At 38.5% G+C, this 6,990-nt stretch carries 8 protein-coding genes; 2 read left to right on the forward strand and 6 right to left on the reverse strand.

The window, feature by feature from the left end; genetic code table 11:
- Window positions 1-5 precede the first annotated feature (5 nt).
- A complete protein-coding gene (locus tag H6G86_RS33635; RefSeq protein ID WP_190937973.1) occupies window positions 6-848 on the forward strand; it encodes a hypothetical protein in 843 nt (280 codons plus the stop codon).
- Between the two features lie 203 nt (window positions 849-1,051).
- Here the strand turns inward: H6G86_RS33635 and H6G86_RS33640 are convergent, their stop codons facing one another.
- Window positions 1,052-1,291 carry a hypothetical protein gene (locus H6G86_RS33640; RefSeq protein ID WP_190937974.1) on the reverse strand — a complete coding sequence of 80 codons (240 nt, stop codon included), beginning with the start codon at window positions 1,289-1,291 and terminating at the stop codon, window positions 1,052-1,054.
- A gap of 181 nt (window positions 1,292-1,472) precedes the next feature.
- Between H6G86_RS33640 and H6G86_RS33645 the strand changes: the two genes are divergently transcribed.
- The gene (locus tag H6G86_RS33645) at window positions 1,473-2,135 is read left to right on the forward strand and encodes a response regulator (protein WP_190937975.1); all 663 of its coding nucleotides are present in this window, start codon (window positions 1,473-1,475) and stop codon (window positions 2,133-2,135) included.
- 1 nt (window position 2,136) lies between these two features.
- On the opposite strand, the gene H6G86_RS33650 is transcribed toward H6G86_RS33645, so the two are convergent.
- The 5 genes from H6G86_RS33650 to H6G86_RS33670 all read right to left on the reverse strand — a co-directional run.
- Window positions 2,137-2,748: a DUF6753 family protein gene (locus H6G86_RS33650; protein ID WP_190937976.1), complete on the reverse strand. Its 612-nt coding sequence runs from the start codon at window positions 2,746-2,748 to the stop codon at window positions 2,137-2,139.
- The gene (locus H6G86_RS33655) at window positions 2,678-3,454 is read right to left on the reverse strand and encodes a P-loop NTPase family protein (protein WP_190937977.1); all 777 of its coding nucleotides are present in this window, start codon (window positions 3,452-3,454) and stop codon (window positions 2,678-2,680) included. The genes H6G86_RS33650 and H6G86_RS33655 overlap by 71 nt, the downstream gene beginning before the upstream one ends.
- A complete protein-coding gene (locus H6G86_RS33660; RefSeq protein ID WP_190937978.1) occupies window positions 3,438-4,292 on the reverse strand; it encodes a nucleotide-binding protein in 855 nt (284 codons plus the stop codon). The genes H6G86_RS33655 and H6G86_RS33660 overlap by 17 nt, the downstream gene beginning before the upstream one ends.
- Window positions 4,293-4,428: 136 nt before the next feature.
- The gene (locus H6G86_RS33665; RefSeq protein ID WP_190937979.1) at window positions 4,429-5,253 is read right to left on the reverse strand and encodes a hypothetical protein; all 825 of its coding nucleotides are present in this window, start codon (window positions 5,251-5,253) and stop codon (window positions 4,429-4,431) included.
- A 237-nt stretch (window positions 5,254-5,490) separates the two neighbouring features.
- The coding region (locus tag H6G86_RS33670) for a DUF3991 domain-containing protein (RefSeq protein WP_190937980.1) at window positions 5,491-6,990 on the reverse strand (1,500 nt) is incomplete at its 5' end.

Raw genomic sequence — 6,990 nt, forward strand, 5'->3', positions numbered from 1 at the left:
TAGCCATGTATTCTAACCAATCATCTAATTCACTTCAAGAAACAGTCAGCAATATCAATCGTGACAGTGGCATTTCTAACAACATGATGGCTTACAGACTAGCACTCTTTCTGGAGAAACATCCACCGTCATTACAATCAACCACCACATTGGATGCATCTGAGCGAGAAAATCTCCAGTCAGAACTGAGAACAACCTTATCTCAAAATCTTCAAAATATTGAAAACTACAGACAAAATCTCAAACAGAAATATTACACAGAGTATTTAGAGAAATTTGCTGTAACCCAACAGTCATCTGTTATATCTCAACCAGATAACTCAGCAAGAGTTGAAAACTTAATTGCCCAGAAGAAGAATACATTCCTCCAACAGATATTTGAATCGGGAGTGCAAAAACTACCTTTAGGTCAAAGGTTCAGCAAAGAGGAAAAGGAGCAGCGAACAGGGAGTCAGGCACAAAGCAATATAAATAAATTTAGAGAAAACAATGTCTCACCAGCTATTGATATTGCTGAAAAATCTCTTATTAAAGCAGTCATGAGAACTGTTATGACAATGGGCAAGGATACTGAACAAGGACGCATTTATGAAGGCATAGCCTACAGATTGCAACTGTTTATTAAAGAAGGAATGCAACTTCTCAGTGTTCACAGAAAAACTGGCAATCCCGAAACAGCTTTTACAGCCTATAAAGATGACTCTAATGAGTTTAAAATTACACAAAATAACCTTTCATACTCAGAGACTAATCGACTCATTGCCTTTGATAAACAGCAAACAAGACAACAGCTTACATCTCAGCCTAATCATATTGATAAAGATAATAGCACTGAGCTTGGTGACTAAGCCCCTTTGGGGACTGTGGGAGGTGTCGGGAGTTAGTCGAGTAACCAATCATCTAGATGGATGGGTAATCATTTTGATTAATTCACTAAGAGCTTGATTATAACGAGCGCAGAGTTCTCTTGCTTATTTAGATGTAAGGTACTGGCATTTCACCACAAGCTTTAACCAAACTTCACCCCCACACCTTCCACACCCATTTTTGACTAGCTAAAATAACCAGCCAATCTACCCAAGAAAAAACCACCAATCAATAAATAACGCTTTGTCCGCTTCTCTATTCTTGAGAAGGGGGCAATTATTGTTCCCAACATTATGTAAAAACTCGCCTCCATTAGATTGCTACTAAATCTGAGCGTTGCCGCAATCATCAAACCTATAAATATCAGCCATTCCACCATCAATTCAATTTTATCCCAAAGTTTTTGGTCGTATAAATAGCGCATCTGATAATTCTCTAGTTTTAGACAATCTACTTAATATAATTTCATCATCTCCAAAAACTTCTTAGCTTTTACTTTGATTTTACCTAAATTCTAAACTTTTTTTAATATCGCACTATAGTCAAGATTTACTTAAGTAAATATGTTATAAATGTTTTATGTTCCTGTAATCGAAGTAATCAAGATGATTCGATTAGTAATTATTGAAAGTGAAGCTCTAAGTCGGCTCGGAATCAAATCAGTTATTAATCAAGAGCAAGACTTTGAAATGTGTGGGGAAGCTGATAACGGAACTGAAGGGATGAGGCTTGTTGAAGAACTTAAGCCTGATATTGTTTTGCTCGATATTGCTTTGCCAGATATTAGTGGTTTGGATCTCATCTATAACATTAAGACGAGAACGGATAGTAAAGTCATTGTTCTCACTTATCACTCTAGTCAAGATGTAGTAAATTCTGCCTTCCAAAATGGCGCTGATTCATACATTCTTAAGAAGATGGATCTGCAATTAATTAAACACGCTATCAATACTACTCATCAAAATAGTTCTTTCATTGACCCAGAGATTGCTAAAAGATTTTTTAGAAACTTCGCTTCTGGCAACACAAAAATTAAGGGTAAAAGATACAGAGAAACCCTTACAGCTACAGAAGCCCAAATTCTCAACTTAATTGCCCGTGGTTTTTCTAATAAAGAGATAGCCGAAAAACTCTTTATTACAGTCAGTACAGTTAAGGGACACACCAGCCATCTTTTTTCCAAGTTAGGAGTTAGGGGTCGTGTTAACGCGATCATTATGGCTAGAGAACTTGGCTATTTAGAAACAGAAGCCTCTAGAGTTAGTTGAGCTACTTTTTGGGTTTGGTTTTCTTAAGCTGAATCAAGCAATATCCTTGTAATCGGTTTTCTTGTTGACAGGCTGCTACGGCTGATTGGTTGGACAACAATAACTGGTACATTTGTTTTCCTTCGCTTGATTTTGCCCACTGCAAAATCTTCATCTCATTGGCTGACACTACAACTGACTGAGTTCCACCCAAATTTGAGACAACATTCCAAGTTGTCAACGAACCTAGAAGCGCTCCTACCGCCATTACTCCTGTGCATATCCCTGGTATAGACCAAAGTTTCCACCAACCCAAACCTTTGAATGAGCTATTTAAGGTTGATGGTGTTACATGTTTTATCTCATCACGTACAGCTTTCGATACTACTGTATAGTGCATCGATACAGCCGCTTTGCTAGTCGATTCTAATTTCTGGTCAATCATTACTGCCCAAGCTTCTACCATTGCCTCCATCCGCGCTTGCAGGTCAATCATTGTTTCTTCGTTTCTGCCTAATGTTGCCATCAACTTAAACATCGGGTCATCTTCGGCTATTCCTAATTCATGGGATATTTGAGCTATGCGTTGTTGTTCTGCTTCCGAATATCCTTGTAAAATTTGTTCTGTTCTCATTTTTTACCCCTAAATATTCAATTGCTTTATCATTATTTAAAATCGAATCGTAAAAGTTTTTAATCCAGTAGTAAATGTAAGTCCGGTAAACCACATAAATTGACTTATCTCTACAAGCTAGTGAGTAAGGTTTTCCCGTTCTCTCCAATCTTTCGTAATGGTCACGATGTAACGCTGGCAAAAATATCTCAGTCCCACCCATTCTTTGTAACTTATCCTGCATTGATTGCTGATACTCTCCAAATCTCGTATCAAAATGCTGATTTTTTACTACTACATAGTTAGCATTATCAGTAGCAAACTCTCCCAAAGTTTTCAGGTAAGCTACACAATCTCTTCTGTGCGAAATTGGTTGCAAAAAAGTTAGTTTCCATTGATATGTAATTAAGAGATCGAACAGATCCGACCCCACAATATACTGACAGAGCTTATCTACATATTGCCCTGGCATATCAACAATAATTATATCTAATTCATTTTTGGTAAAATCATCCAAAATTTTATCCGTACCTCCATTAAAAAAGTCTAAGCTTTCAATTGGCATTAAATTTTCATAAGCCTTTAATCTCTCACGATTGTCATGATCGTAGACCTGAATTTTTCTTCCTTGAACTTGAAACCAATCAATTAATAGTTTCGTAACTGTAGACTTCCCTACACGAGAGTCTCCTACAGTCATAATCATTCGCTTAGGAGAGTTCAACATTATTTAAACCTAACGACTCTTTTACTGCTTCAATCTCTTCTTTGAAAGTTCTTAACCAACTTGTGACTCTACCTTTAACCGAAGGTAAATCTGTTTGCTCCATCCCTTGCCTAAAAGTCATGCTATTTTCATCCAGGTAATCATAACTACGTTCTATTAGTTCTGGCATTTTAATGTCAGAAAATGGGCTTTTTTGCGACTTTAGTTGCTCCTTAATTTTCTCAACTTCGGGAGAGTTTTCGTATCTTGTAAATTCATCAGGCTCCCCAAAAAATAAATTCTTTACTACTATGTAATCTACTTGATTTCCACAAAAGCTATGCAAATCTATTAGTTGATTTATAGAATCGATAACGCGGCTAATAACTACTACCATAGTCACGCGGATATTGTAATGTTTTTCGGCTGTTTCCAGGAAAGTCATTTCTTCTACAAATTTCCGCAATATTCTTCTGGACTGTGGTGGTAATTCTAGTAAAAATAAAGATTCTGGCTGTATTATTTCACCATCTCCTACTGGCTTGGGATTTGCTTTTGTTTTCATTTCATCAAAGAACTGATCTATATTGCCTGTTTTAAAAATATCAAGTGGTTCTATATGGCAATGCTGACCATAAAATCTTAATAATTGAGAATTGGAGCTATCAGCATCAAAGCCGATAAATCTTTGTCCTTTATCCAAGTATGTTTGCACTAGTCCCCTTGCAAAAGTAGACTTACCTACACCACCCTTATCTCCAGTTACTATCACTAATCTCTTTTTGGTTATTTGCTCAATTGATCCTTCTTTCGCCTTGTCTTCTGAACCATTATTCATAAGTTCGATACTATCTGTCACTTTCTTTCTCCTCCTCATAATTATTAGTGGTCAAAAACTATAGGTTTAGGGGGTAGATAAATGGCACGCTTGATAACATGAAACCTTGCCGTTAGAAGGCGTGGGAGGAAAAGAATTTATATTTCCCATACTCCCCTTAGTCCCCTGAGAAACATTCCAGTATTTGAAAGTAAAATATTTCTAAATATCTTTGTTTGCTAAAATCTGCTAAATTATCCGTAATTGGCTTGAAGGTTTGAAGAATTAAACCCTGCTCTATAATCTTCATCAAATCATAATTACTATTTAACTTTAAAAATTTATATATAGAGAAATCTAATTCTTGAGCTATTAATAAATTCGGAGCTAATGCTACTAATCTACTATACAGTTCTTCGTAATTTGTAACTTCCGATAAGACTAGTTTTACCAATTCTAAATACTGCTGCCTGAAGGATAATTCTTGATAGTTACTAGTTCCCGGACAATTAGCAGCTAGGGGAACTTTCTTATAAATCAATTTTAAATATAATTCAATAATTTCTATTTCTACTTCCCATATCTTCTGCCCCTTTGAATATAGGTAGTTTATTAAAGAATCTCTCTTTGGAAAAATAATTCCTGAAGTTATATGCTTAATGTTAGTTTCTATATCCAAATTTGTCTGTTTTCTAAAAATTGGTACTATTTGGCTCCTTACCCATTGCATAAATTGCCTGACCACATCAGCTTTTACTATACCTGTCAATGAATGAATCCCCAAGGCATTCAAAGTATTAACGACGACTATTTTTTGATTAATCATCACTTGTCGCTGATTTGTCTTCGCATCTATTAATATTACCTTTCCATCGTTCAGGGCTGGAGCAATTATTTGGAATACATCAACCGCAAACAACTCTAATCCGCTTGGAGCATCTATCACTCGTACTATATTGTTCGAGAAATGCTCAAATTCCCAAAACTGCCAAACTTCTACCATCGTTTTCTGGCTCAGAACGATATCACTATCCCATATCTGCCAATCACAAAGGAATCGATAAAGGTACGGAAATAATCAGTACTTTCGTATCTTGATTTTTTACTTCTCTTTGTTATATATTTCCAGGTTTACTTTTTTTAATTTAAAGGGTAGGGTGAATGGCACTGCGCTATCACTACCGCAACGCTTATGCTGACACTTTACAATCACAAAACATAATTACGAATTACGAATTGTTTAAAGCTCCATTTCCTGATTTTGATGCCGTTGTTGTGAATTATGTTGTTGTAATTTCTGCGAGAGATTGACCAGTTCTTGATTCCAATCTCTCGCAAAACATTTATTTTTTTTAGCCTGTGGCAGCAATTGTTTAATAGCCCGTGCATCTGCATTTCCAAGTTCGGAAGAGTCAAATGCTACCTGTACATTAAAAATATGCTGCAATTGCTCAACAGGCAAAGTATTAGGGCGATCTATTGCCAGGAAGAGCGTTCTTTTGAGCGGTACGTCGCCCTTGACAAGATATTCCAGCATGGCAAAAGAGATGGTATCAATGGGGGATTTACACAGCACTAACCTTTCTGCTGGATCTGTTGGCTGTCCGCCCAAGTGAAAGTAAAACCAGCCCTCACGCCGCTTAGTCCCAAACTCATAGCCTTTGAAAGTGTTGTTCTCGCCCCGTGTCCCCCGCAGGAATGCACCTTGAGGCAGGGGTTTTTCGCTAAGATTCCGCATGACGAACACAGCGTTTTGCTGATCATCAGCGTAAACTAACCTCCGCTTATGCAGAACTTCTACAAAGTTTTCAGGTATTCCCCGTTTCTGGGTCAGGTAGTTGTGAACTGCTGTCCACTTGCTTTTATCCTCAACTGGTAGCGTGAATTTGTCGCGTGGTTCTAACTGTATAATCTCAGCAGCCACTTGATAACTAAATGCTATCGCTGCTCCAATAGCCCCTGCTTCACCAAATCGCTCATGCAACCAGACGACCGCCTGCCGTAGATTGCAATTGTTAACGTGTATCACCAAGTCAATCGCCCCACAGCCGCCTTTCTGCTGTTCGGGTTCAAAGTCGTAGAATTTGGGCCCATCTATATTAATGATGTGTCCGTGACCCTTCCATTTTCCTTGGCTATTGTGTAGCCCCAACTCCCAAGCCACATCTTCCAAGGGCAAGTCGCGCAGTTGTTGAGTCTGAGCCTCTAACGATCGCACCCGTTTTTCTAATTGCTGTCGCTCCCTCTCGCTATCCCTAGCTCGTTGCTCTGCCCGTTCTAATCGTTCTATCAGGAACTTTCGGTCAGCGAGTTGGTGGTTAATCGCTTGGAACTGTTCATCAGACTGAATCCTGTCTACATAACTCCTAGCTGATTCAAACGGTGTTGGCGCTAATTGGTTATTTGTAATGACTGCGGTGAGTGGTTCACTGTTAACGGCTTGGTAATACTCCTTTACTTTGGTGTGGGTTGCCTTACTGCCCTTGACCCCGCGTTCAATGCCCAAAGGAGCAAGTGCAGCAGCATAACTATCTTGGAGTTTGGATAACTTAATTCTTCCCTGTCCACCTCTGCCGCCGAACATCGCGTCATGACTGACTCTCCCGGTTTTCTCGTTCACTGGCACGATGTAGGCGTGGATATGTGGGGTACTTTCATCCAGGTGCAGTTCAGCCCTCACACATTTTGACCCATAGTTTTCTGTTAGCCAATCACGAGATGCGATCGCCCATTGCTGCAT

Source organism: Nostoc sp. FACHB-133 (assembly GCF_014698055.1).
Lineage (GTDB): Bacteria > Cyanobacteriota > Cyanobacteriia > Cyanobacteriales > Nostocaceae > Nostoc.